We start from the raw sequence: 25047 nt of genomic DNA, 5'->3' as shown, positions 1-25047 counted from the left end.
AGGCCGTTCCATAACCACCAATCCCCTGAGGGATTGAAACCCGCCCCCAGCGGCCGCATCTAACTGCTATTCGCTTTCACTCGCCCGACGTCAACCCGAGGTGCGCATGCCCCACAATCCGCTGCTTGAGCCCCATGAGCTGCCCCCCTTCGCCGCGATCAAGTCGGAGCACGTGGTACCGGCAATCGACAAACTGCTCGCCGACAATCGCGCCGGGACCGAGGCTCTGGTCGAGCGCGCTCAGCAGGAGGCGCCAACCTGGGAGAGCCTGGCCGCTCCACTCGAGGCGCTCAACGACCGGCTGTCTCGTGCCTGGTCGCCGGTTTCGCATCTCAATGGCACCATGAATTCACCGGCTCTGCGCGAGGCCTACCAGGCCTGCCTGGGCAAGCTATCGGATTACAGCACCTGGCTGGGCCAGCATGAGGGGCTGTTCCGCGCCTGGCAGGCGCTCAAGGAGGGGCCGGCCTGGGCCGAGCTGGATGAAGCCCAGCGCCGCAGCGTCGACAATACCCTGCGCGACTTCCGCCTCGCCGGCGTCGACTTGCCGGCGGAGCAGAAGAAGCGCTACGGCGAGATCAAGGCGCGCCTATCGGAACTCTCCAACACCTTCTCCAACCAACTGCTCGATGCCACCCAGGCCTGGCACAAGGACATCGACGACACGGCCAGACTGGCCGGTTTGCCGGAGAGCGCCCTGGCGACACTGGCCGCCAATGCCGAGGCCAAAGGCGTCAAGGGCTATCGCATCACCCTTGATTTCCCCAGCTTCTACCCCGTGCTGACTTTTGCCGACGACCGCGAGCTGCGCCGCGAGGTCTACACCGCCTTTGTCACCCGCGCTTCGGACCAGGGGCCCAATGCCGGCGAGTACGACAACGCACCGATCATCGAGGAAACCTTGGCCCTGCGCCACGAACTGGCCGAACTGCTCGGCTTCGCCAGCTATGCCGATCTGTCCTTGGCCACCAAGATGGCCGAGTCACCCCGTCAGGTGCAGGACTTTCTCGACGACCTTGCTCGCCGTGCGGTGCCCCAAGCCCGGGAGGAGTTCGCCGAACTCGCAGCCTATGCTCGCGAAACGCTTGACCTCCCCGAGCTGGCCCCCTGGGATATCGGCTATGCCAGCGAAAAGCTGCGCGAGGCTCGCCACGCCATCTCCCAGGAGCAGCTACGTCCCTACTTCCCTGCGCCAAGAGTGGTCGACGGCCTGTTCCGCGTCGTCGAGCGCCTCTACGGCGTCACCTTCGAAGAGGATCTCCAGGCGCCCCGCTACCATCCCGAGGTACGCTACTTCCGCATCCTGGAGAACGGAGAGCCCATTGCCGGCTTCTACCTCGACCTCTACGCCCGCGAAGGCAAGCGCGGCGGCGCCTGGATGGACGAGTGCCGAGTACGCCGCTCCCACGAGGATGGAGGCCTTCAGTTGCCGGTGGCCTACCTGACCTGCAACTTCACCCGCCCGGTGGGCGACAAGCCGGCGCTGTTGACCCACGACGAAGTCACCACCCTGTTCCATGAGTTCGGCCATGGCCTGCACCACATGCTGACCCGGCAGACGGTGGCCGAAGTGTCCGGCATCAACGGCGTGGCCTGGGACGCGGTGGAACTGCCCAGCCAGTTCATGGAGAACTATTGCTGGGAGCGCGAGGGCCTCGACCTGATCGCCGCACACGTCGACAGCGGCGAGGCATTGCCGGCTGAGCTGCTGGAGCGACTGCAAGCGGCCAAGAACTTCCAGTCGGCCATGGGCCTGCTGCGCCAGCTGGAGTTTTCGCTGTTCGATCTGCGCCTGCACCATGAGCTGAGCGCGCCCACGGCGGCCGAGGTGCAGGCCCTGCTCGACGAGGTGCGCGATGCCGTATCGGTCGTGCCGAAGGCCGACTTCAATCGCTTTCAGAACGGCTTCAGCCATATCTTCGCCGGCGGTTATGCCGCAGGCTACTACAGCTACAAGTGGGCCGAGGTACTCTCTGCCGATGCCTGGAGCGCCTTCGAGGAGGCCGGCATCTTCGACTCTGAAACCGGGCGTCGCTTCCGCAGCGAGATACTCGAGCAGGGCGGGGCTCGCGACGCTGCAGAGCTGTTCCGGGCCTTCCGCGGCCGCGAGCCCAGCGTCGAGCCGCTGCTACGCCACAGCGGTATCCGTGCTGCCTGACTCCATGAGCGCGGCAAGGTATCGTTAGCCACAGCGCCGCCGGATTCACCGGCGGACAGTCTACGGAGACTCCATGGCCGTTCAGAAACGCTTCATTGCCGGCGCTATCTGCCCCCGCTGTGCCGAGATGGACCGCATCCGCTCCTGGGAGCAGAACGGCGTGCGTTATCGCGACTGCGTCAGCTGCGACTTCTTCGAACAGGCACCGATCGAGGACGAAGCGGCTGCCGAACTGGAGACGCGCGTCAACCGTGAGCGCGAGGAGCAGCAACGCAACACCATCCAGACCGTGAGGATCCTAGACCCAGGAAGCCGTTGACGGTGAAAGTTGAGACAGCTCCCGGCCCCAGGAATCGTCAAGGCTGGCAGCCTCGCTTGGAACTGCTCGGCCTGGCAGCTGCTGCTGCCTTGCTGGTATCACGCCCCGACCTTGCCACGCTTGCCGCCGGACTTGGACTGTTCCTGTGGGGCATGACGCTGCTGGAAGAAGCCGTCAAACGCCTCTCCGGCGGCACCCTCGATCGCTGGTTGCACACCGCCACCAGCCACCCTGGACGAGCTATCGGAGTCGGCGCCTTGGCTACCGCTCTGGTTCAGTCCAGTTCGCTCATCACGCTGCTGGCCATGTCATTCGTCAGTGCCGGCCTGGTCGCCTTGCCCGGAGCCATCGCCTTGCTGTTCGGCGCCAACCTGGGCACGACCACCGGCGCCTGGCTGATCGCCTCGCTCGGCCTGCGTTTCGACCTGGCCCATTACGCCATGCCACTGCTCGCCCTCGGCCTGCTCAGCCGCTACCGCCTGAGTGGTATCCTGTCCGGCATTGCCGGGCTGCTGCTGGGAATTGGCCTGCTGTTCCTCGGCATCGATTTCATGAAGCTGGGTTTCGAGGCGTGGCAGGACGGCATCCATCTTGACGGGCTGGTCGGCGACCGGCTGTGGCACTGGCCGCTGTTCGTGCTGGTCGGTGTTCTCGCCACCGTGATAATGCAATCGAGCCATGCCACGCTACTGCTCACACTGACAGCCCTGGCCTCGGGCCAGCTACCCTACATGCCTGCACTGGCCATCGCCATCGGTGCCAATATCGGAACAACAGTAACTGCCGTGCTGGGTGCCCTGACGGCGGGAGTTGCCGCTCGGCGCCTGGCAGGCGCTCATGTGATCTTCAACGTGGCTACCGCTGCAGTCGCCTTGGCATTGCTGGTGCCGCTGGCCTGGCTGGTGGACGGCGTCGCCGAACTGGTGGGCCTGGCCGTTACGGCCTGGCCGCTCAAGCTGGCTCTGTTCCATACCCTGTTCAACTTGCTGGGCATCGTGCTGATGCTGCCTTGGATCAAGCGCCTGGCCGACCTGCTCGAGCGTCGCTTTCCAGAGCCTACGAGGCTGCCACCAACCCAGGCACGCTATCTGGACAGTGCCGCCCTGAATCACGCCGACACCGCGGTAAGCGCCATGGAGCAGGAGTGCCGACGTCTCGATCGGCGTGTCTACCATCTACTCTGCAGCGCTATTCTCATGTCCAGTGCGGACGTGATCGGTCATCCTCCGGAGCGAGGCAGCGTGGAAGCCCCAATCGACCCCGAGGCATGGCCACTGGTGAATGCTCACTATCACGAGCGCATCAAGCCCCTATTGACGGGTATCCTCGACTTCCAGGCACGTATCGACGTACCGCTTACCGAGGACCAACAGCAGCGCCTAGCGAAGCTTCAGTCGCGCACCTTGCGCATGGTAGAGGCTCTGCGCTTCGGCGAGGTACTGCAGCGCAGCCTGCTGCGTCACTCGGCACGCATGAGCCCCTTGCGCGAGGCCCACGACGACCTGCGGCTGGCCGTGGCAAGCGGCCTCAACCAGCTCGTCGAGCAGCAGGAAAGCCAGACGATAGCGGCACCCATCGACGAGGTCCGCCGTCATTGGCAGGACGAGATGGCCAGGCGGCTCCGTTCCCGTCGACTGGATCCCTGGCTCGCCTCCAGCTTGATGAACGACCTGCACCAGGCCAGTCGCCTGATCGCCGCCCTGTTGGAACCCTCTCCGCTTTGAGAAAAGCCTTCAGCCAACCGAATATGTGCGGATTTCCACATGCCGTACCCAGCCATCTGTGCGGGACTCCAGCCCCGACTCGCTCGTCATCGTTCGACCTTGGTCGAATTCATGCACAGCAACGTGCTGATACTGCTGATTAAAATCCTATATGGCACAGTGCCTGCTATATAACCAATGCCAAATGTCATTTCGGCGCTCACCGCGCCGGGGCATATTCTGCACCATACTAAATGACCAGCGTGTCGTCAGACCGCTGAGGTATAACCACAAATGCAACGGAGATAGCCATGCGCAACGTCACTCCCAAAGTGCTCACCGGAACCCTGGCCAGCGCCCTTGTGCTCGCCGCAGCCTCGGCTTCGGCCCAGGATCGCTCCGATTGGCCGAGCAACTTCACCGTGGGCACAGCCAGCCAGGGTGGCACTTATTTCGTCTACGGTTCGGGCTGGGCCAACCTGATCGCCGATGAGCTGGGCATTTCCGGCGGTGGCGAAGTCACCGGCGGCCCCAACCAAAACCTGGCGCTGGTGCACACCGGTGATATCGCCCTGGGTCTGACCACCATGGGCCCGGCCGCCGAGGCACTGGCCGGTGAGAGCCCGCTGGCACCGGGCGTGCCGATGGATAACGTCTGTGCTCTCTTCCCGATGTACGAGACACCGTTTTCAATTACCGCCCTGTCCAGCTCAGACATCGAGTCGATTTCCGACATTCCCGATGGCGCCAAGATCGGCTTCGGCCCGGCGGCCTCCACCTCTGATACCTACTTCCCGCGCATCCTCGAAGAACTGGGCGTGAACTTCGAGCGCCGTAACGGTGGCTGGAACGACCTGGGCGGTCAGTTGCAGGATGGCCTGATCGACGTCATCGCCTTCGCCGCCGGCATCCCGGTTCCGGCGGTGAGCCAGCTCGAGGTGCAGACCGACGTGAACATCATCGAGTTCACCGAGGAAGAGCAGCAGCAGATCAGCGAGAAATTCCCGGTCTCCGAGTTCCAGATTCCCGCAAGCACCTACGAAACTCTCCAGGAGGATGCCCGCGCCGTCTCAATGTGGAATTTCACCATCGCCGGCTGCGACTTGCCGGAAGACTTCATCTACGAAGTCACCAAGCTGAGCATGGAGAACAACGACCGCATGCGTGAAATCCACCGCAGCGCGGCCAACAGCATTCCCGAGAATCTCGGCAAGAACAAGGTGTTGCCTTTCCATCCGGGCGCCGTGCGCTGGTACGAGGAGAACGGCTACGAGATCCCCGAAGAGCGTAAGCTGAACTGAGGCACGCCTCGCTCCTGATGTCACGCCCTTTGCCGTCGCGGCACGGGGCGTGACCGGCACTCTACCGTCCCACACCGAGGGTTAATTCCCCATGAGCCACACACCCGACACCCGCCCCGGTGCCGATACCGATGCCGTCGATACGGTTCCAGAAAGTATTGCCGAGGGCGTCGACGAGGATATCGTCGAATCCAACCGTAGACTCTACATCGGCTGGCACTGGCTGGTAGTCGCTGCCCTGGCCATTCTCTACTCCGGTTTCCATCTGTTCTCGCTGAACGTTTATCCGATGGAAACCTGGTCGTTCCGTATCGTGCATATCGCGGGTGCGCTCGTGCTCGGCTATGCCCTCTATGCCGGGAGCCGCTTCGCCGACACGGAAGGTACCGACCGTTCGCCCGCCTGGTTGGCCTGGGCGAGCTACGCGCTGCTGATTCCTGCCATTTATGCCCTGATCCAGGTCTTCCTGATGAACCAGACGATCAGCGGCGGCGCCATGCGCATCGATCCGCAGATCGAGACCTGGCACTTCGGCTATCCCCTGTTGCTTGCCACTGCCGGCGGCATCCTGCTTGCCTGGAGCTACCGTCAGGTGCGCGAAAAACTGTCGCCCGCCGACCTGGTGCTGATGGTCTGCGCCGTGGCGAGTGCCGGCTACCTGCTTGTGGTCTTCAATACCCCGCTGCGTGCCTCCACCGGGACTTCCTTTGCTCCTGTCGGCATCACTTGGGCGGCCATCTCCGGCTCGCTGCTGATTCTCGAGCTGACCCGTCGAGTCGCCGGCCTGGCATTGGTGACCATTTCCGCCATTTTTCTGCTCTATGTGTTCGCCGGCCCCTACCTGCCGGGCTTTCTCGGCTACCCGGGCCTGTCGTTGCACCGCTTCTTCAGCCAAGTGTATACCGACGCCGGCATCCTCGGGCCGACCACGGCGGTATCGTCGACCTATATCATTCTGTTCATCATTTTCGCCGCCTTCCTGCAGGCTTCGAAGGTTGGTGACTACTTCGTCAACTTCGCCTTCGCCGCCGCCGGCCGCGCCCGCGGTGGTCCCGCCAAGGTGGCGATTTTTGCGTCCGGCCTGATGGGCATGATCAACGGCACCAGCGCCGGCAACGTGGTTTCAACCGGCTCGCTGACCATTCCTCTGATGAAGAAAGTGGGCTACCCGGGCCGTAGCGCTGGCGCCATCGAAGCAGCCGCCTCTACCGGTGGTCAGATCATGCCACCGATCATGGGCGCCGGCGCCTTCATCATGGCCGAAGTGACCGGCATTCCCTACACCGAGATCGCCATAGCAGCAGTGATCCCGGCTATCCTCTACTTCGCCTCGATCTATTTCATGGTCGACTTCGAGGCGGCCCGCAAGGGCATGCGCGGCATGCGCAAGGATGAGATTCCGCAGTTCCGCCGGCTGGTCAAGCAGGTTTATCTGTTCGCTCCGATCATCATCCTGATCGTGGCACTTTTCATGGGTTATTCGGTAATCCGCGCCGGTACCCTGGCCACCGCCTCGGCCGCGGTTGTGAGCTGGATCTCACCCAACAAGATGGGCCCGGCGGCCATTCTCAGGGCACTGCAGCTGGCTGGCGTGATGGCAATCCAGATCATTGCCGTGTGTGCCTGTGCCGGCCTCATCGTCGGTGTGATCTCGCTGACTGGCGTCGGCGCGCGCTTCTCCTCGCTGCTGCTGGGCCTGGCCGGTGTCAGCCAGCTGCTGGCCCTATTCTTCGCCATGTGCATCTCGATCCTGCTGGGGATGGGCATGCCCACCACGGCGGCCTATGCCGTGGCGGCCTCGGTGGTGGCACCCGGTCTGATCAACATCGGCATCGAGCCGCTGGTGGCGCACTTCTTCGTGTTCTACTTCGCGGTGGTCTCGGCGATTACGCCGCCGGTGGCGCTGGCGTCCTATGCCGCAGCGGGTATCTCCGGCGACAACGCCATGGGCACCTCGGTGGCTTCCTTCAAGATAGGCCTCGCCGCCTTCATCGTGCCGTTTATGTTCTTCTACAGTCCAGCCATGCTGATGGAGGGGTCCTGGGTGCAGATCCTGCGCGTCGGGGTCACCGCAACGCTCGGCATCGTGCTGCTCTCAGCGACGGTACAGGCGTGGTTCTTCGGCCCGGTCAAGGCCTGGATGCGCCTGGTGATGTTCGTGGGTGCCCTGTTCCTGATCTATGGCGGCATCTACACCGACATCGCCGGTCTGGCCATCGGCGCGGCGCTGTTCCTGTTCCAGCGTTCCACTCATGGGGGCGGCGCCAAGCCCGTCACTTCGAGCTGACGTCCGTGAATCGTACCACCTGACCAAGAAGGGCCTCGCCATATGGCGAGGCCCTTTTGCTTGGGCGCGTTCGGCCCGGTCCGTCAGGCTCCAACCACACCACAAGCCATGCGGCTGCCGCCGCCGCCCAGCGGCTCGGGTTCGTCAGAGTAGTTATCACCGCCCTCGTGGATCATCAGGCTGCGATCCTGGAGATCTTCGGCGCTGAGCCGCGGCGCCAGCACCGGCAGGGTCGCTTTTCCGTCCTCGCTGACGATCAGCACTGGTAGGTCGCCGAGGTGGCCTTCTCCGTAGGGACCCTCGTGACTACCGGCATCTTCGGGGTCGTAATGACCGCCTGCCTTACCGGCAGCCTGCATCTCGCCCGAGTCGTTCTCGCCCGGCTCGCAGCTGGCATTCTGGTGAACGTGAAAACCGTAGACACCGGGAGGCAACTCACTCAGATCAGGGGTAAGCAACAGGCCATGATCGGAATCTTCGAACGTAATGGTACCGATGGACTCCTTGATGCCATCGGTGCTCACCAATTTCATCTCCACGTCCTGGCTCTCCTGGGCCTGAACTTGGCCGAAACCGGCGAGGAGAAGAGTGGCAACGGCAGCTCCTGTAAAGTTGGCATGGCGCATCTAGCGTCCTCCTGTTCCTGAATCCATGGACATGCAGGAACAGGCTAGACCCAGATTCAGCGTGCTGCCAGAGAGCCGTCCAGGTTGTCGAGGATTCTCAGGCAGGGATCGGCCTGGTTGAGGGTATAGAAGTGCAGGCCGGGGGCTCCGCCCTCGAGCAACCGTTGGCACAGCCGCGATACCACCTCGGTCCCGAACTTGGCAATGGCATCGCTGTCATCGCCATAGGCCTCGAGCTGCTTGCGGATCCAGCGCGGGATCTCGGCACCGCAGGCGTCGGAGAAACGCGCCAGTTTGGTGTAGTTGGTGATCGGCATGATGCCGGGCACGATAGGTGCCTCGACGCCCAGGGCCCGGGCACGCTCGACGAAATGAAAGTAGGCGTCGGCGCTGAAGAAATATTGCGTGATGGCCAGGTCGGCCCCGGCCTTCACCTTGCGCGCGAAGTTATCGAGGTCACGCTCGAAACTCGGCGCCTGAGGGTGGGATTCAGGATAGGCCGCCACGGCAATCTCGAAGTGGTCGCCGGTTTCCTCGCGGATGAACGCCACCAGTTCATTGGCATAGCGCAGCTCGCCGATACCACCCATGCCGGAGGGCAGATCGCCACGCAGAGCCACGATACTGTCGATGCCCTCCTCGCGATACTGAGCCAGCAAGTCGCGTAGCTGTGCCTTCTCGCTGCCGATGCAGGATAGGTGCGGTGCCGTGCTGATGCCCGCTTCACGCACGGCCCTCACCGTATTCAGCGTGCGGGCCTGGGTCGAACCACCGGCCCCATAGGTCACCGAAAAGAATCGCGGTTTGTGCTCAGCCAGCGCGTCACGTACCCCCATCAGCTTCTCGCGCCCCACCTCGGTATTGGGGGGAAAGAACTCGAAACTGATACCAAGCGGGTACGGCGTACTCATGAAGGAATCTCTCTCTGTTACAGCGCCGTTCGAACGGCGTCACCCTGTCGCCCCAAGGCGGCAGTCTGGTAGAAGAACATGTATTCAGCTTTGCGAATCTCTGCATTTTGCCGCCCCAGCTGACGCCTGACCAATGAAAAGTTTCACGTCGCTGCATGAGCGAGGGTCATGAAGAGGCCCATATACTCTCAAGCGGATGCAAGGCATCAAACTTCGCTAACAAAAAATCGCGGCTGTCGTATTGACCCGGACTCGAGTGCCGACGACGCTGAAATCGAGTGATTTCGTGCCCGGAGAGGGAAGCTTCGGGTGGGGTCGAACCGGATGAGGAGGGACGCCAATGACGCAGGATCTCATCACCGGCACCGCCGTCTTCGATGACGAGGGCAAGCAGGTCGGCAAGGTAGCCGATGTGAGCGATGTCGAGAAGGTGGGCATCATCACCGAGACGGGAAGCCGCTTCTGGGTGCCCAAGCAGTTGATAGCCTATCGCGACAAGCGCTGGATGCTGGAGCCAGGCTACACCGAGATATCGCCCTCCGAGGCCGAAGCACAGCAGGAAGAGCGCGAACTGGACGAGGCCAACGCCGAGACCTTCCCGGCCAGCGACCCTCCCTCCTTCACTATGGGCGACGAGGGCAAGGGAAGCTGAAACCGAGGACGACGAGGAGAGTCACATGGAGAGATCACGCCAGGACCAGGCAGGTACGCAAAGTACCCAAATTCCGGAAGAGCAACGCGAAACGCTGCGTGACGGGGCACGGCGATTGACCGACCGAGATATTCCCGACGAGCCGACGGCAGGCCACAAGGGGGGCCATGACTCACCCGCCCAGGACGGCGTCTACCGGCCCGACGCCAACGTCGACGACCAGAAGCACAGCGCCAAGAAACCCGGTATCGATACGAGGCGGGAGACGACGCCAGTGCGCGGCACGCAAGTGGCTCGCGACAAGACCTCGCACAAGGAGGATATCGATGAACAGGCCGAGCGGGCCAGGTCGAGCCGCCGTAACGGCTAAAGCCACGGCTTGAAGCCGGGGTTGATCGCAGCATGCTGACAGCCGTCCCGCCGACAGGCATCATGTCGGCTTTCGGTAATGGAATGGCAAGCGATGATCGACCCTGGCGCACTGCTTGGCCCTCTCTGGACGTTGCTGGCCTTTGTCGGCTTGGGCTGGCTCGCCGCGCGGCGGTTATCTATCGATCCACGTCCCATTGCCACGCTACTGATCTACCTCATCGCGCCGCTGACCTTCTTTCGCGGCCTGCTGCTAGGTGGCCCCACGCCCCACTACCTGCTGTTGACCCTGGCCCTCTTCCTGCTGGCAAGCCTGGTGGCTGCAATCATCAACCCCTTGGCGCAGCGCTTCCTGTCACCCCAGGAGAGCGCCGTGCTGGCTTTCTCTTCCGGCACCGGCAACACCGGCTACTTCGGCCTGCCGATCGCCATGATCCTGTTGCCGCCCGAAGGGGTAACGCTATACCTCTTCTGCATACTCGGCGTGACGCTCTATGAGTTCACTGTGGGCTTCTACCTCAGCGCACGCGGCCGCTTCTCGGTACGTGAGAGCCTGGCCAAGATCGCCAGGCTGCCGCTGATCTACGCCTTTCTCGCAGCGTTGGTGGTGAGTGGGCTCGGCATGACACTGCCTGGCGCGCTGATGGAGAGCCTGGCGGTCTTCCCGGCCACCTACACCCTGCTCGGCATGATGATCATCGGCATGACCCTGGGCCGGGTTGCGATTCGCGAGATCGACCTGCGCTTCATGGCCGGCTGCGTGGCAATACGCTACCTGCTGTGGCCCTGGCTGATGCTTGCCGTCGTGTTGCTGCTGCAAGCACTGTTGCCCCTGCCCGACGGGCTGGCCCTGGCACTGCTGCTGTTGGGCGTGGTGCCGATGGCCGCCAACGTGGTGGTAGTCGCCATGGAGCTTGGCATCAAGCCGGAGAAGGGCGCCCTGGCGGTGCTGGTTACCACCTTGGCCGCCCCACTGCTGATACCGCTTTATTTGCAGCTGCTCATGCCGCTGGCCGGGCTATAACCGGGCGTTGCATCAGGCGAACCTGGGTGGAACAAGGACTCGCTGGCTCGATTCGCGCTGGCGCAGCCGCTGCAAGTAGGATGTCAGTGTCGGGAACTCGGCCACCAGCGGCTTGCCCGCTGGCATTCCCTCGAGGTAGTCGAGGATGGGAGTCAGAATCGCATCGGCCATGCTGAATCCTTCGCCAACCAAGTAGTCATGCCCACCCAACTGGTGCTCGATCAACCTCAGCATGCCTACCACCTCGGGCTTGGCCTGCTCGACCTTCTGCATGCGTATGCTACCCCCGTCCCCCTGGGGGAACACGAACTCCAACAAGAAGCGACGCACCACGGCCTGGTCGACATAGCTCGATAGCGCCTGGCTCCACTGGTCGACTTCGGCCCGCTGCCAGGCCGCCTGAGGCTGCAGAGTAGGGCCGTCGAAGTTCGCATCGAGATAGCGGCAGATCGGCGCCGTCTCGAACAGGCGACGCTCGCCGTGCAAAAGCACCGGCACCTTGGCGAAGGGATGCAGGGCGAGATGTCTGGCACCGCCGAAGTCCAGCGGCTGGCCCTCGAGTTCGAAGCCCAGGGTATAGGGAATCCCCTTCTCCTCGCAGCACAGCTGTACGCTGCGCACGAAGTTGCTGAACTGAGGCCCCAGGATATGCACGCTTGCGCTCATGTCGCTCTCCGGTTGGATGTGTGGAACGGAACGTTCACCGCACCCTAGCGATTGCCACCATATGTTCAAGGACATATAGTGGCCGCGCCGACCCGAGCGCCGAGAGGAGACCACCATGCCCTGGAGCGAGGATCGCAAGCCACAGACTCGGGGGCGCATCCTGCACGCCGCTGCGCGACTCTTCACCCGGCACGGCTTCGATGGAACCAGTATCGATACCATCATGCAGCAAGCGGGGCTTACCCGCGGCGCGTTCTATGCCCACTTCGACTCGAAGAGCGAACTCTATGCCATGGCGCTGCGCTACGCCGCCCGGGAAGGGGTCGCCAGGATCGAGTTGGAGTCCGACCCGTGTGCCCGCATGGCGCTGTACCTCAGCGAAACCCATCTGTACAGCGAGGATCTGCTTTGCCCTCTAGCCTGCCTGGTCAGCGACGTTGCGCAGCAGGAGGAGCAGGTGCGTGAGACTTACACTCGTTTGCTGGAAGGTTTCATTGCTTTCTATGCGGGCCAGTCGGAGCCGGACAGCCCGGCCAGACGCCAAGCGCTGCAACAGACGGTAACGATGATAGGTGGCATGGCCATCGCACGCACTCTGACCGACCCAGCGCTCGCCGAAGAACTGCTCGAAGCATGCCGGGAGCTAGCCACCTCGCTGTGGCCGGGCCAGACGCCACCCGACGTTGCCCCAGAAGCCTGACGCTGACCATTGACCTTGCAGCCGATGCCGGCGGGGCTAGCCTGAAGTGAGGCAACTCGGAAGGAGGCGATCATGCATCGTCAGGCAAAATGGCTGCTGGCCATCGTCATACTGCTGTTCCTCACTCCCGCCCAGGCCCACCATGGCTGGACCGGCGGCGAGACCATCGAGATCGAAGGCATCATCACCACCGTGCGGTTGGGCAATCCTCACGGCGAAGTCCAGTTAGACGTGGAGGGCAAGACCTGGACGGTGGAGGTCGGCCAACCCTGGCGCAACGAACGCGCCGGACTGGCCGACGGCGACTTGGCCGAGGGCGTTGAATTGCGAGTCTCCGGCGAACATGCCGGCGAGCAATTGATGAAGGCCGAGCAACTCTGGATCGACGGCGAGCACTACGTGCTTTATCCCGACAGGATCTGACCGAACGCCGTGGAAGCGTTGCTGAGCTGGCTCGGCGAGACTGCCTTGTCCGAATGGGTGCGTCTTACGCGCTGGGGCTATGCATCAATCAATGCCCTGCATGTACTGGGCATTGCTCTGCTACTGGGTACCATTGTAGCCCTCGACTTGCGCCTGCTGGGCTGGCGCAAGCGACTGCCGCCACGTGAACTGGGCCGACTGCTGCAACCCGTGGCAGTCGTTGGGCTGCTGTTGGCCATGGCAACCGGAAGCCTGCTGTTTCTTGCCGACCCCAGTGGCTACGCGGTCATGCCGCTCTTCCTGCTCAAGCTGGCGCTGATTGCACTGGCCATTGGCAATGCCCTGCTGCTCAACCTGAGACCGGGGCTGGCAAATGCCACGCCCCGGCGCTTGCGCCTGGCAGGTATGCTATCGCTGCTGCTCTGGCCAGCGGTAGTGTTGGCCGGGCGTTTTCTCGCCTTCGTCGAAGATTGACTCTCCGACAAGGCTTAGTGCGACGCCATGGCGATACACGCCTCGGCACAGCGGTGGCATGCATCGGCGCACTGCTGGCAGTGCTCGGCCTCGTGCTTGGCGCACTCGTCACCGCACGCCTTGCAGATATCGGCACACAGGCGGCACAGCTGGTTGGCGTATTCGCTGTCCTGGGCCATGAAGGAAGCCGCCAGGCGGCAGATCTGCGCACATTGCATGTCCAGGCGAATGCACTCCGCCATCATCTTGACGTCGTCTTCCTTGAGGCATGAAGTGGCGCAGCGGTCGCAGTAGGCGGCACAGACGTGGCAGGCCTCGATACACGACTTGTAGTGACCAAAATCCATCTCGTTCACTCCTTTCGTCGATCGGTTGGGACTCGAGGAAATCGCTCGCAATCCCCCTCGAGTAAATGAAAGCTAGTCGACGTCAGGTTGGCTCACAAGCGAACCGGCAAAGGCATCCCACCGATCAAACGCAAGACGCCGCCCGCAGGCGGCGTCTTGCGTCTAGCCTGCGTATCAGTAGCGATAGGCATCCGGCTTGTAAGGCCCTTCCACGGGCACCCCGGTGTATTCGGCTTGGGTGTCGGTCATGCGCGTGAGCACCCCACCGAAGCCTTCGACCATGTAGCGAGCGACCTCCTCGTCGAGGTGGCGCGGCAGCACGGTCACCGCCAGGCCGCCCTGCCTCTCGGTCGGCGGCAAGTCGGCGAAGCGCTGCTGATAGAGATGTATCTGCGCCAGCACCTGGTTGGCGAAGGAGCCGTCCATAATCCGCGAAGGGTGACCGGTCGCGTTGCCCAGGTTGACCAGACGTCCCTCGGAAAGCAGCAGCAGGTAATCGCTGCTGGTGGGGTCGTAGTCACCCGGCGTGCTGTCGCGGTAGACCTTGTGCACCTGCGGCTTGACCTCCTCCCAGTGCCAGTGGCGGCGCATGAAGGCAGTATCGATTTCGTTGTCGAAGTGGCCGATGTTACATACCACCGCGCCGGGCTTGAGCGCCTCGAGCATAGCGGCGTCACAGGCCTTGATGTTACCCGTGCAGGTCACCACCAGGTCGATGCGCGCGAGCAGCGCCCTGTCGACGCTCTCCTTGCCGCGGTTGAGTCCATCGACATAGGGCGACACGACTTCGTAGCCATCCATGCACGCCTGCATGGCGCAGATCGGATCGATCTCGGCGACCTTGACGATCATGCCCTCCTGGCGCAGCGAGGCCGCCGACCCCTTGCCCACGTCGCCATAGCCCACCACCAGCGCCTGTTTGCCTGCCAGCAGGTGGTCGAGGCCGCGCTTGATGGCGTCGTTGAGCGAGTGGCGACAGCCGTACTTGTTGTCGTTCTTCGACTTGGTCACGGCGTCGTTGACGTTGATCGCCGGCACCTTGAGCGTGCTGTCGCGCAGCATCTCCTGAAGACGATGCACGCCGGTGGTTGTCTCCTCGGAGATGCCGTGAACGGCGTCGAGCAGCTCGGGGCGCTTGTCATGCAGCAATGCGGTGAGGTCGCCGCCGTCGTCGAGCACCATGTTGGGCGTCCAGCCATCGGGGCCTTCCACCGTCTGCTCGATGCACCACCAGAACTCCTCTTCCGTCTCACCCTTCCAGGCGAACACCGGAATACCGGCGGCAGCGATGGCAGCAGCGGCGTGATCCTGGGTCGAGAAAATGTTGCACGACGACCAGCGCACCGAGGCGCCCAGGTCGATCAGCGTCTCGATCAGCACCGCCGTCTGAATGGTCATGTGTATGCAGCCAGCGATACGCGCTCCGGCGAGTGGCTGCTCGTCGCGATATTTGGCGCGGATCTTCATCAATGCCGGCATCTCGGTCTCGGCGATGCGGATCTCCCGCCGCCCCCAGTCGGCCAGGGAAATATCGGCGACCTTGTAGTCCTGCGTGGCGGCTCTGGCACTTGCCATGGCTGTCATCGTCATACTCCATTCTGGGGAATGGGCGCCGTTGCATCTGCGATGTCCCTGTCCGAGCCTCGCGCAACGAGTCATGGGACCCTTGCACTGCAGCGCCCCTCGGACAGCAGCAACAGGAACCGACTCGCGCGGAGTCGACCTCTGAGAGTTCACTACAGCGTGGGAGTTTTTTCAATCCAGGCGTTTCAGCGGAGCGGGAGGACAGCGAGAAATAAAAAAGAGGCGGCCCGGAGGCCGCCTCTCTCGCTGGTTCTTGGACGAGGTTAGGAATTGGTCTCCTCGTCGGCCATCTCGTCGCCAGCCTCTTCGATTTCATCGGCCGCTTGCTCGGTTTCCTCGGCGGCTTCGTCTTGAGCCTCCTCGGTTTCCTCAGCCACTTCGTCACCGGCCTGTTCGCTCTCCTGAGCCATTTCCTCGCCGGCTTCCTCAGTTTCCTGCATCGCCTCGTCGCCTGCCTGCTCGGCTTCATCGGCCGCCTCGGCGGTTTCATCGGCAATCTCGTCGCCGGCTTGCTCGGCTTCCTCGGCTAGCTCATCGCCGGCCTGCTCCAGGTCGTCACCGGCCTCTTCGATCTCTTCGCCAGCATCACTAGAGTCTTCCTGCTCGGTGACTGGCTCTTCGGTCATCTCGGTATCGGCGGCATCATCGTCCTCCCCGCAGCCGGCCAACAGAGCGCCAGAAAGGAGGAGTGATGCGATCAAGGCAATTTTTCGCTGTTCCATGCTGTTTTCTCCTGTTTCGTGCGATTGACAGCCACTGTGCCTTTCAAGGGTAGCTGGATTGTGACCGAGGCAACAATAGTCTCTACCAATCTCACTGCACCGACACGCCAACGCAGGGCGAGTCGATGCTGAATGTGCGAGCGAGGGGGGGTGGCCTACAGGCCGGCGGCCTGACGCAGTGCCGCGGCGCGGTCGGTGCGCTCCCACGGGAAGGCGGTGAAGGTCTCGGTATGCTCCTGACCGCTGGTATCCTTCCAGCTGTAGCTGGCCTCGAAGGGCTCGCGGCCGAAGTGACCGTAGGCGGCAGTGAGCTGATACATCGGGTGCAGCAGGTCGAGCATGCGGGTGATGGCGAAGGGGCGCAGGTCGAAGTGCTCGCGCACCAGCTCGATGATACGCGCCTCGTCAACCTTGCCGCTGCCGAAGGTGTTGATCGCTACCGAGGTGGGCTCGGCCACGCCAATGGCATACGACACCTGTATCTCGCACTTATCGGCAAGCCCCGCGGCGACGACATTCTTGGCCACGTAGCGCCCGGCGTAGGCGGCACTGCGGTCGACCTTGGAGGGGTCCTTGCCGGAGAAGGCGCCACCACCATGGCGTGCCATGCCGCCGTAGGTATCGACGATGATCTTGCGCCCGGTGAGGCCGCAGTCGCCCACCGGGCCGCCGATAACGAACTTGCCGGTAGGATTGATGTGAAACTTGGTCTGCTCGGTGAGCCACTCGGCGGGAATCACCTCTTCGATGATCTCGCGCCTGACCATGCGCCGCAGCTCCTGCTGGTCGATCTCCGGGGCGTGCTGGGTCGAGAGCACTACCGCCTCGACGCCGCAGGGCATGCCCGCCTCGTCGTATCGGAAGGTGATCTGGCTCTTGGCATCCGGGCGCAGCCACGGCAGCAGGCCGTGCTTGCGCAGCTCGGCCTGACGCTCGACCAGGCGGTGGGCATAGTGGATCGGCGCCGGCATGAACGAATCGGTCTCGTTGGTGGCATAGCCGAACATCAGGCCCTGGTCACCCGCGCCCTGGTCCTCCGGCTTGCTGCGATCCACCCCTTGAGCGATATCCACGCTCTGCTTGCCGATCAGGTTGAGCACACCGCAGGTCTCGCCGTCGAACCCGACCTCAGAGGAGGTGTAGCCGATGTCGATGATCACCCGACGCACCAGCTCCTCCAAATCGACCCAGGCAGAGGTGCTGATCTCACCCGCGACGATGGCCACACCGGTCTTGACCAGCGTCTCGCAGGCCACCCGGGCATGTTTGTCGCGGGCGATGATGGCGTCCAGCACCGCATCGGATATCTGGTCGGCGATCTTGTCCGGGTGGCCCTCGGACACGGATTCGGAAGTGAACAGGGAGTATTCGCTCATGCGTGTCGACCCTTCTGTGTATCGTCAAAGCGCAGCGGCGCCGTCAACCGGAATGACAGCCCTCGAACTGCATGGCGCCCGGCTTCCTGCCCGGCGAGCACACAGCGGCGTGGAGCCTGAGTTTACATGGTGCCACTTATGGAGGCACCCGTCATTTGATGCCTGGCGGCAAGTCGGCGACAATAGGCAGCCGAATTCGACTGCGCCGTACCTTCCTGCGGCGCCCAGCCAGAACGCTACCGGAGGCCCGACAGGCCACCGATGACTTGCCCCATTCTGCCGCAGGCGAGGAGTTAACCCAATGCCATCCCGTTTCGAACTGGCCAACGCCATTCGCGCCCTGTCCATGGATGCCGTACAGAAGGCCAAGTCCGGCCATCCCGGCGCCCCGATGGGCATGGCCGATATCGCCGAAGTGCTGTGGAACGATTATCTCAAGCACAACCCCAACGACCCGAAATGGCCCGACCGTGATCGCTTCGTGCTGTCCAACGGCCACGGCTCGATGCTGCTCTACTCCCTGCTGCACCTGACCGGCTACGAGCTTGAGCTCGAGCAACTGCGCAACTTCCGTCAGTTGCACTCCAAGACCGCCGGTCACCCCGAGTTCGGCTATGCGCCGGGCGTCGAGACCACCACCGGTCCGCTGGGCCAAGGCCTGGCCAATGCCGTGGGCATGGCCATCGCCGAGAAGACCCTGGCAGCGCAGTTCAACCGTCCCGGCCACACTATCGTCGACCATCACACCTACTGCTTCGTCGGTGACGGCTGCATGATGGAGGGTATCTCCCACGAGGTGAGTTCGCTGGCCGGCACCCTGGGGCTGGGCAAGCTCACGGTGTTCTACGACGACAACGGCATCTCCATCGACGGCGAGGTCGAGGGCTGGTTCACCGACGACACCGCCAAGCGCTTCGAGGCCTACGGTTGGCACGTGGTGCCCAACGTCGACGGCCACGACCCCGAGCAGATCAAGGCCGCTATCGAGCTGGCCCGCAGCCACGAGGAGAAGCCGAGCCTGATCATCTGCAAGACCGTGATCGGCTTTGGCGCCCCCAACAAGCAGGGCAAGGAGGAGTGTCACGGCGCCCCGCTGGGCGAGGAGGAAGTGGCCGCCGCACGCAAGCAGCTCGACTGGCCGCACGCACCGTTCCATGTGCCCGAGCCGATCTATCAGGGCTGGGATGCGCGCGAGCGCGGCGCGTCGCAGCAGGACGACTGGCAGGCGCGCTTCGCTCGCTACCGCGACGAGCACCCGGAACTCGCCCGCGAGTTCAACCGTCGAGTGCAGTGCCAGCTACCGGCGGAGATCACCAGCGAGGCCTTCATCGAGAAGAGCCAGCAGAAGGGCGAGACCATCGCCACACGCAAGGCGTCGTTGCAGTGCCTCAACGAGCTCGGCCCGCAGCTGCCCGAACTGCTCGGCGGCAGCGCCGACCTGGCGCCCTCCAACCTGACCTTCTGGAGCGGTGCCAAGCCGATCTCTCGCGAGAACCCGGGCGGCAACTACCTGCACTACGGAGTGCGCGAGTTCGGCATGGGCGCGATCATGAACGGCATCGTGCTGCATGGCGGCTTCATACCCTACGGCGCCACCTTCCTGATCTTCATGGAGTACATGCGCAACTCGGTGCGCATGGCCGCACTCATGGGCAAGCGCGCCGTCTACGTGTTCACCCATGACTCCATCGGCCTGGGCGAGGACGGCCCCACCCACCAGCCGATCGAACAGCTGACCAACCTGCGCAGCACGCCCAACCTGTGCACCTGGCGCCCCTGCGATGCGGTGGAGACCGCCGCCGCCTGGGACGCCGCGATCAAGCGCAACTCCGGCCCCACGGCGCTGGTGCTTTCGCGCCAGAACCTGCCGCACCAGGAGCGCAGCAAGCAGCAGCTGGCCGAGATTCAGCGCGGCGCTTATGTGCTCAAGGATAGCGAGGGCACGCCCGAGCTGATCCTGATCGCCACCGGCTCTGAAGTGGGCTTGGCCATGGACGCCGCCGCCGAGCTGGAAGGCCAGGGCCGTGCGGTACGCGTGGTCTCGATGCCCTCGGCCTACCGCTTCGACGGCCAGGACGCCGAATACCGCGAGAGCGTGCTGCCCAGGGCAGTGACCAAGCGCATCGCTATCGAGGCCGGCCACGCCGACTACTGGTACAAGTACGTCGGCCTCGACGGCCGTGTAATCGGCATGACCACCTTCGGTGAATCCGCCCCGGCGGGCGATCTGTTCAAGCACTTCGGCTTCACCGTGGAGAATGTCATCGCTCAGGCCCAGGAGCTGCTGGGCTGATAGGTTCGGTTAGCGGTATCGAGAAAGGGCACGACCTAGCGGTCGTGCCCTTTTGCTATCTATGCCTCTGAGAAGGGCTCAGGCCACTGTCACGCCCTTGTCCAGGTAAACGTCCTGGATGGCCTGGAGCAGCTCGACACCCTCGCCCATGGGCTTCTGGAACGCCTTGCGCCCCGAGATCAGGCCCATGCCGCCGGCACGCTTGTTGATCACCGCGGTGCGCACCGCCTCGCCCAGGTCCGAATGACCCTTGGAGCCGCCGCCGGAGTTGATCAGCCCGGCGCGGCCCATGTAGCAGCAGGCCACTTGGTAACGAGCCAGGTCGATGGGGTGCTCCGAGGTCAGCTCGCCGTAGACCTTGGCGTGGGTGTGACCGAAGCCGATGTCCTGATAGCCGCCATTGGTCTCAGGCAGTTTCTGCTTGACGATGTCGGCCTTGATCGTGGCAGCCAGATGGTTGGCCTGGCCGGTGAGGTCGGCCGCCACGTGGTAGTCCTTGCCCTCGTGCTTGAAGGCGGGGTTACGCAGGTAAGCCCACAGTACCGTGGCCATGCCCAGCTGGTGGGCGCGCTCGAAGGCTTCGCTGATCTCCATGATCTGGCGACGGCTCTCGGGGGAACCGAAGTAGATGGTCGCACCGACCGCCACGCAGCCCATGTCGTGGGCCTGGTCCACCTCGGCGAACAGGGTCTGGTCATACATCGCCGGATAGCTCAGCGTCTCGTTATGGTTGAGCTTGAGCATCATCGGGATGCGATGGGCGTAGCGGCGCGCCACCGACGACAGCACACCGAGGGTCGAGGCCACGCCGTTGCAGCCGCCTTCGAGGGCCAATTCGACGATGTTGGCCGGGTCGAAGTAGCGCGGGTTGGGGGCGAACGAAGCGCCGGCGGAGTGCTCGATGCCCTGGTCCACCGGCAGCAGGCTGAGGTAGCCGGTGCCCGCCAGCCGGCCGTGGCCGAACAGCGCCTGCAGGCTGCGCATCACCGCCGGGCTGCGATCGCTGTCGGCCACTACCCGGCTGACGAAGTCCGGCCCCGGCAAGTGCAACTGTTCGCGGGGAAAGCCACGGCAACGGTGATCGAGCAGATACTCGGCGTCGTCACCCAGCAATTGGGATATGTCGGTCATGTCTTCCTCTCCATGGTGTCGTGAATCGCTATTCCCAGCGTAGTGAAAACCGTACCGAGCGTACGCCCTGCTTGCAAACGGAAGCGCCCTTTCGCAAGCAAAGGGCGCTTCCAACCAAGGATGCATACTCTCCACTAATCGGATTCGTTCCAAGCGGCCTTGATCTCGATCCGCCGGCTTCTATGTCTCTCCTTCTTCGGCAACCGCAACTTTTGGAAGTTGCGGGTCAACCCGAACCGCGGCACGGATGGCTCATGGCCACACCGGTGCCGTACCCTTCTTATAGGGTCGCCACAAGGTTTTTCAAGACCCGCTGAACACCGAATCTACGCGTCGACCGGCACGGGTCAGCCCGCAGGCCACGTGGGCAAATGTATCGAAAATACGCTAGAATCGCCGCTTTCCGCCGGCAAGAGAGCCCGCTTCATGGCCCAGCGCATCGCCATCAACGGTTACGGTCGTATCGGCCAGTGCGTGCTGCGCGCGCTGCTGGAACGCCAGTCGAGCCGCGCCGGCAATCCGACGCTGGAAGTGGTCGCGATCAATGAGCTTTCGGACCTCGACACCATTGCCTACCTGACCCGCTACGACACCACCCACGGCCGATTCCCCGGCCAGGTGGAGACGGCCGAGGGCCGGATGGTCGTCGATGGCGCGTCCATTGCGATACTGACCGAATCGGAGCCTGCGCGCCTGCCTTGGGGCGAACTCGGCATCGACCTGGTGCTGGAGTGCTCGGGCAGCTTCAAGGATCGCGTCACCGCCGAGCGTCATCTCGCCGCCGGCGCCGGTCGGCTGCTGTTCTCCCAGCCTGCCGAGAGCGACGTCGACGCCACCATCGTCTGCGGTATCAACGACGGCGAACTCGTCGCCGAGCATCGCATCGTCTCGGCGGCGTCGTGCACCACCAACTGCCTTGTGCCGGTACTGACGGTGCTCGACGAGGCGCTTGGCATTGAGCATGGCGTAACCACTACGGTGCACTCGGCAATGAACGACCAGCCGGTGATCGACGCCTATCACCAGACCGACCTGCGCCTGACGCGCTCGGCGATGCACTCCATCGTGCCCGTCGACACCAGCCTGGCGCGCGGCATCAACCGCCTGATGCCGCACCTGGCCGGACGCTTCGAATGCCTGCATATGCGCGTACCGACGATCAACGTCTCGGCCATGGACCTGTCGATCTGCGTGCGCCGCGACACCACGGCGGCAGAAGTCAACGCCCTGCTGCGCGAGGCCAGCGCCGGACGTCTGGCCGGCCTGCTCGGCTACACCGAGGAGCCCATGGCCTCGGTCGACTTCAACCATGACCCCCGCTCGGGTATCGTTGATGCCACTCAGACCCGGGTGGCGGGCCATCGCCTGATCAAGCTGCTGTGCTGGTTCGACAACGAGTGGGGGTTCGCCAACCGCATGCTCGACGTCGCCCAGCGCATGGCGGCGCTTCCCGCGGTGCCCCGATGACCCCGGCTTCGGTTTCCCTCAATCCAGGAAAGGAAGACGCTCGATGAACGTGCTCAAGATGACCGACCTCGACCTGCGCGGTCAGCGCGTGCTGATCCGCGAGGACCTGAACGTACCCGTCAAGCACGGCAAGGTAACCAGCGACGCCCGCCTGCGGGCCAGCCTGCCGACCATCAAGGCGGCCATGGATGCCGGCGCCAAGGTGATGCTGATAAGCCACCTGGGGCGCCCGACCGAAGGCGAGCCGGCCGAGGAGTTCTCGCTGGCCCCGGTGGCCGAGCGGCTGGGCGAGCTGCTCGGCCGTCCGGTACGCCTGGTCGAGGACTACCTCGACAGCGCCCAGGACCTGGCCGACGGCGAGGTGGTGCTGCTCGAGAACGTGCGCTTCAACGTCGGCGAGAAGAAGGATGACGAGACCCTCTCGCAGCAGTACGCCGCGCTGTGCGACATCTACGTGATGGATGCCTTCGGTACCGCCCACCGCGCCCAGGCCTCGACTCACGGCGTGGCGCGCTTCGCTCCCCAGGCCTGCGCCGGCCCGCTGCTGGCCGCCGAGCTCGATGCCCTGGAGAAGGCTCTGGCCACGCCCAAGCGACCGATGGTCGCCATCGTCGGCGGATCCAAGGTCTCGACCAAGCTCGACGTACTCAATGCGCTTTCCGAGAAGTGCGACCAGCTGATCGTCGGCGGCGGCATCGCCAATACGTTTATTGCCGCGGCAGGCCACAAAGTCGGCAAGTCGCTGTATGAAGCCGACCTGGTCGAACAGGCCAAGGAGTTAATGGCCAAGGTCGAGATCCCGCTGCCCACCGACGTGGTGGTGGCCACCGAGTTCTCCGATTCCGCCGAAGCCGTGGTCAAGCCGGTCGACCAGGTGGGCGACGAAGAGATGATCCTCGACATCGGCCCCGACACCGCCGGGCGGCTCGCCGGCCTGCTCAAGGATGCCGGCACCATCCTGTGGAACGGTCCGGTAGGCGTGTTCGAAATCGATCAGTTCGGCAAGGGCACCGCAGCGCTGTCGAAGGCCATCGCCGAGAGCAACGGCTTCTCCATCGCCGGCGGCGGCGACACCTTGGCCGCCATCGACAAGTACGGGATCGAGGAGCAGGTCTCCTACATCTCCACCGGCGGCGGCGCCTTCCTCGAGTACGTGGAAGGCAAGACCCTGCCCGCCGTCAAGGCTCTGGAAGACGCCGCCGCACGCTGACCCAACCCCATGCCGCCCGGCGTACCGGGCGGCGCCCTATTACCCCAGACAGTCCGTAGAAGAGAACAGGTGAGTCAATGGCACTGATCAGCATGCGCCAGATGCTGGACCACGCCGCCGAGCGCGGCTATGGCATTCCAGCCTTCAACGTCAACAACCTCGAACAGATGCGCGCCATCATGGAAGCGGCCGACGCAACCGACTCCCCGGTGATCGTCCAGGCTTCCGCCGGTGCGCGGAAGTACGCTGGCGCGCCCTTCCTTCGCCATCTCATCCTGGCCGCCGTGGAGGAGTTCCCCCACATCCCGGTGGTGATGCACCAGGACCACGGCACCTCTCCCTCGGTGTGCCAGCGCTCGATCCAGCTCGGCTTCTCCTCGGTGATGATGGACGGCTCGCTGGGCGAGGACGGCAAGACGCCGATGGACTATGACTACAACGTCGACGTCACCCGCCGCACCGTCGAGATGGCCCACGCCTGCGGCGTCTCGGTGGAGGGCGAGCTGGGCTGCCTGGGCAGCCTGGAAACCGGCATGGCCGGTGAAGAGGATGGCATCGGCGCCGAGGGCGTGCTCTCCCACGACCAGCTGCTGACCGACCCGGAAGAGGCAGCGGACTTCGTCAAGGCGACCCAGGTCGACGCCCTAGCCATCGCCATCGGCACCAGCCACGGCGCCTACAAGTTCACCCAGCCGCCCACCGGCGACACACTCTCCATTCAGCGCATCAAGGAGATCCACGCCCGCATCCCCGACACCCACCTGGTGATGCACGGCTCCTCCTCGGTGCCCCAGGAGTGGCTCGCCGTCATCAACGAGTTCGGCGGCGAGATCCCCGAGACTTACGGCGTGCCGGTCGAGGAGATCGTCGAGGGCATCAAGCATGGCGTGCGCAAGGTCAACATCGACACCGACCTGCGCCTGGCCTCCACTGGCGCAGTGCGTCGTTTCCTGGCCCAAAACCCCAGCGAGTTCGACCCGCGCAAGTTCCTCAAGGAAACCGTGACCGCCATGCGCGAGATCTGTATCGCCCGCTACGAAGCCTTCGGCACCGCCGGCAACGCCAGCCGCATCAAGCCGATCAGCCTCGAGGCGATGTTCGAGCGCTATGCCCGCGGCGAGCTCGACCCCAAGGTGAAGTAAACGACTGCAAGAAGCCCCCAGGGCGGCCAGTGAGCCGCCCTTACTACCGCCCTACCGCCTGGGCTCTCGATTCCGGCCTGGCTCTTCTCCTGTGGGTCCTCTTTTGCTCGCTTGCCTTGCTGTCGCTGTGTTCACAACCTAGGATGGGAACGTTCCCATTCA

Annotated in this window: 23 protein-coding genes and 1 riboswitch; of the genes, 15 read left to right on the top strand and 8 right to left on the bottom strand. The window is 63.8% G+C overall.

What is annotated here, in order from left to right; all coding sequences use genetic code 11:
• Positions 1-106: 106 nt before the first annotated feature.
• The 5 genes from prlC (at position 107) to HNO52_RS01715 (ending at position 7768) form a co-directional block, all read left to right on the top strand.
• Positions 107-2158: an oligopeptidase A gene (gene prlC / locus HNO52_RS01735; protein WP_197567374.1), complete on the top strand. Its 2052-nt coding sequence runs from the start codon at positions 107-109 to the stop codon at positions 2156-2158.
• A gap of 73 nt (positions 2159-2231) precedes the next feature.
• Complete coding sequence (locus HNO52_RS01730; RefSeq protein WP_197567373.1) at positions 2232-2477, top strand: YheV family putative zinc ribbon protein; 246 nt, start codon at positions 2232-2234, stop codon at positions 2475-2477.
• Positions 2478-2479: 2 nt separating this feature from the next.
• A complete protein-coding gene (locus tag HNO52_RS01725) occupies positions 2480-4201 on the top strand; it encodes a Na/Pi cotransporter family protein (RefSeq protein WP_197567372.1) in 1722 nt (573 codons plus the stop codon).
• A 290-nt stretch (positions 4202-4491) separates the two neighbouring features.
• Positions 4492-5481: a TAXI family TRAP transporter solute-binding subunit gene (locus HNO52_RS01720; protein ID WP_197567371.1), complete on the top strand. Its 990-nt coding sequence runs from the start codon at positions 4492-4494 to the stop codon at positions 5479-5481.
• Between the two features lie 91 nt (positions 5482-5572).
• On the top strand, positions 5573-7768 hold the full coding sequence (locus HNO52_RS01715) for a TRAP transporter permease (RefSeq protein ID WP_197567370.1): 2196 nt from the start codon (positions 5573-5575) through the stop codon (positions 7766-7768).
• 83 nt (positions 7769-7851) lie between these two features.
• On the opposite strand, the gene sodC is transcribed toward HNO52_RS01715, so the two are convergent.
• Together sodC and metF are read right to left on the bottom strand one after the other, a co-directional pair.
• Complete coding sequence (gene sodC / locus HNO52_RS01710) at positions 7852-8394, bottom strand: superoxide dismutase family protein (protein WP_197567369.1); 543 nt, start codon at positions 8392-8394, stop codon at positions 7852-7854.
• Positions 8395-8450: 56 nt separating this feature from the next.
• Positions 8451-9305 carry a methylenetetrahydrofolate reductase [NAD(P)H] gene (metF, locus tag HNO52_RS01705; RefSeq protein ID WP_197567368.1) on the bottom strand — a complete coding sequence of 285 codons (855 nt, stop codon included), beginning with the start codon at positions 9303-9305 and terminating at the stop codon, positions 8451-8453.
• 340 nt (positions 9306-9645) lie between these two features.
• On the opposite strand from metF, the gene HNO52_RS01700 reads away from it, so the two are divergent.
• From HNO52_RS01700 to HNO52_RS01690, 3 genes are all read left to right on the top strand, one after another.
• Positions 9646-9957, top strand: coding sequence for a hypothetical protein (locus tag HNO52_RS01700; RefSeq protein ID WP_197567367.1), 312 nt, complete (start codon positions 9646-9648; stop codon positions 9955-9957).
• A 25-nt stretch (positions 9958-9982) separates the two neighbouring features.
• Complete coding sequence (locus tag HNO52_RS01695; protein ID WP_197567366.1) at positions 9983-10327, top strand: hypothetical protein; 345 nt, start codon at positions 9983-9985, stop codon at positions 10325-10327.
• 93 nt (positions 10328-10420) lie between these two features.
• The gene (locus HNO52_RS01690) at positions 10421-11350 is read left to right on the top strand and encodes an AEC family transporter (RefSeq protein WP_197567365.1); all 930 of its coding nucleotides are present in this window, start codon (positions 10421-10423) and stop codon (positions 11348-11350) included.
• 12 nt (positions 11351-11362) lie between these two features.
• On the opposite strand, the gene HNO52_RS01685 is transcribed toward HNO52_RS01690, so the two are convergent.
• Positions 11363-12016, bottom strand: a complete 654-nt coding sequence (locus tag HNO52_RS01685) for a glutathione S-transferase family protein (RefSeq protein ID WP_197567364.1) — start codon at positions 12014-12016, stop codon at positions 11363-11365.
• Positions 12017-12131: 115 nt separating this feature from the next.
• Here HNO52_RS01685 and HNO52_RS01680 point away from each other — a divergent pair, with 115 nt between their 5' ends.
• The 3 genes from HNO52_RS01680 to HNO52_RS01670 all read left to right on the top strand — a co-directional run bounded on the left by HNO52_RS01680 (position 12132) and on the right by HNO52_RS01670 (position 13613).
• The gene (locus tag HNO52_RS01680) at positions 12132-12716 is read left to right on the top strand and encodes a TetR/AcrR family transcriptional regulator (RefSeq protein WP_197567363.1); all 585 of its coding nucleotides are present in this window, start codon (positions 12132-12134) and stop codon (positions 12714-12716) included.
• Between the two features lie 72 nt (positions 12717-12788).
• On the top strand, positions 12789-13139 hold the full coding sequence (locus HNO52_RS01675; protein ID WP_197567362.1) for a DUF6152 family protein: 351 nt from the start codon (positions 12789-12791) through the stop codon (positions 13137-13139).
• Positions 13140-13148: 9 nt separating this feature from the next.
• A complete protein-coding gene (locus HNO52_RS01670) occupies positions 13149-13613 on the top strand; it encodes a hypothetical protein (RefSeq protein WP_197567361.1) in 465 nt (154 codons plus the stop codon).
• A 14-nt stretch (positions 13614-13627) separates the two neighbouring features.
• On the opposite strand, the gene HNO52_RS01665 is transcribed toward HNO52_RS01670, so the two are convergent.
• The 4 genes from HNO52_RS01665 to metK form a co-directional block, all read right to left on the bottom strand.
• A complete protein-coding gene (locus HNO52_RS01665) occupies positions 13628-13960 on the bottom strand; it encodes a four-helix bundle copper-binding protein (RefSeq protein ID WP_197567360.1) in 333 nt (110 codons plus the stop codon).
• A gap of 174 nt (positions 13961-14134) precedes the next feature.
• On the bottom strand, positions 14135-15544 hold the full coding sequence (gene ahcY / locus HNO52_RS01660) for an adenosylhomocysteinase (RefSeq protein ID WP_197567359.1): 1410 nt from the start codon (positions 15542-15544) through the stop codon (positions 14135-14137).
• A gap of 16 nt (positions 15545-15560) precedes the next feature.
• Positions 15561-15651, bottom strand: a riboswitch (S-adenosyl-L-homocysteine riboswitch).
• A gap of 156 nt (positions 15652-15807) precedes the next feature.
• A complete protein-coding gene (locus tag HNO52_RS01655; RefSeq protein WP_197567358.1) occupies positions 15808-16266 on the bottom strand; it encodes a hypothetical protein in 459 nt (152 codons plus the stop codon).
• Positions 16267-16421: 155 nt separating this feature from the next.
• Complete coding sequence (metK, locus tag HNO52_RS01650; protein WP_197567357.1) at positions 16422-17642, bottom strand: methionine adenosyltransferase; 1221 nt, start codon at positions 17640-17642, stop codon at positions 16422-16424.
• A gap of 301 nt (positions 17643-17943) precedes the next feature.
• Between metK and tkt the strand changes: the two genes are divergently transcribed.
• Positions 17944-19935 (top strand): transketolase, encoded by a 1992-nt coding sequence (gene tkt, locus HNO52_RS01645; RefSeq protein WP_197567356.1) that lies wholly within the window; start codon positions 17944-17946, stop codon positions 19933-19935.
• Positions 19936-20013: 78 nt separating this feature from the next.
• Here tkt and HNO52_RS01640 read toward each other — a convergent pair whose 3' ends face one another.
• Positions 20014-21066, bottom strand: coding sequence for a class I fructose-bisphosphate aldolase (locus HNO52_RS01640; RefSeq protein WP_197567355.1), 1053 nt, complete (start codon positions 21064-21066; stop codon positions 20014-20016).
• Between the two features lie 426 nt (positions 21067-21492).
• Here HNO52_RS01640 and HNO52_RS01635 point away from each other — a divergent pair, with 426 nt between their 5' ends.
• From HNO52_RS01635 to fba, 3 genes are all read left to right on the top strand, one after another.
• Entirely contained in the window at positions 21493-22533 is a 1041-nt protein-coding gene (locus tag HNO52_RS01635) for a type I glyceraldehyde-3-phosphate dehydrogenase (protein ID WP_197567354.1), read from the top strand.
• A 43-nt stretch (positions 22534-22576) separates the two neighbouring features.
• The gene (locus HNO52_RS01630; RefSeq protein WP_197567353.1) at positions 22577-23743 is read left to right on the top strand and encodes a phosphoglycerate kinase; all 1167 of its coding nucleotides are present in this window, start codon (positions 22577-22579) and stop codon (positions 23741-23743) included.
• A gap of 77 nt (positions 23744-23820) precedes the next feature.
• Positions 23821-24885, top strand: coding sequence for a class II fructose-bisphosphate aldolase (gene fba / locus HNO52_RS01625; protein ID WP_197567352.1), 1065 nt, complete (start codon positions 23821-23823; stop codon positions 24883-24885).
• Positions 24886-25047 lie beyond the last annotated feature (162 nt).

It is taken from the genome of Halomonas sp. MCCC 1A13316, from assembly GCF_014931605.1.
Taxonomy (GTDB): domain Bacteria; phylum Pseudomonadota; class Gammaproteobacteria; order Pseudomonadales; family Halomonadaceae; genus Halomonas.
Note: the sequence above shows the minus strand (reverse complement) of the source record. Positions and strands in the feature narration are given on the sequence as shown.